Source organism: Sulfitobacter sp. HI0040, from assembly GCF_001634885.1.
Classification (GTDB): domain Bacteria; phylum Pseudomonadota; class Alphaproteobacteria; order Rhodobacterales; family Rhodobacteraceae; genus Sulfitobacter.
On sequence record NZ_LWEX01000377.1, the window covers coordinates 1 to 413 of the forward strand.

A 413-nucleotide genomic window follows, 5' to 3' on the forward strand; every position below is an offset into this window, starting at 1 on the left:
GCTTCGCCCAGCGGACAAACCGATTGTAGCAGGTCGTGTAGGGTCCATAACGTTCCGGGATGTCGGCCCAGGGCGATCCGGTTCTCAGCCGCCAGTAGATGCCGTTCAGCACCCGCCGGTCATCCACCCGCGGCACACCACGCGGCTTGTTCAGCAGAAGCGGTTCGATGATCGACCATTCGAAGTCTGTCAATTCGTAGCGACGTTGCATCTTGCTGCTCTCCTCTCTCACAGAAGTGAATCAGCAATCCCGAAACCGCGCTAGTCATTTATGAGTGCGTGACCTAGAGGGGCGCACCCGGATGTACAACGATACGTTTGACCTGAAAACGTGGCCCGATGACGAGGCTCTCGTACCAGCCCCAGGGTCGGTAGTCGCGTGGCAGAGCCGTAGCTTGCGATACACCTTGGGC

1 protein-coding gene and 1 pseudogene are annotated in these 413 nt (G+C 58.8%); both read right to left on the reverse strand.

All coding sequences use genetic code 11. The annotated features are described in order from the left end of the window. The coding region (locus A3728_RS15900; protein ID WP_150120843.1) for a transposase at positions 1 to 211 on the reverse strand (211 nt) is incomplete at its 3' end. A gap of 76 nt (positions 212 to 287) precedes the next feature. Further along, positions 288 to 413 (reverse strand): annotated as a pseudogene (locus A3728_RS22445) (cupin domain-containing protein); the annotation flags it as partial.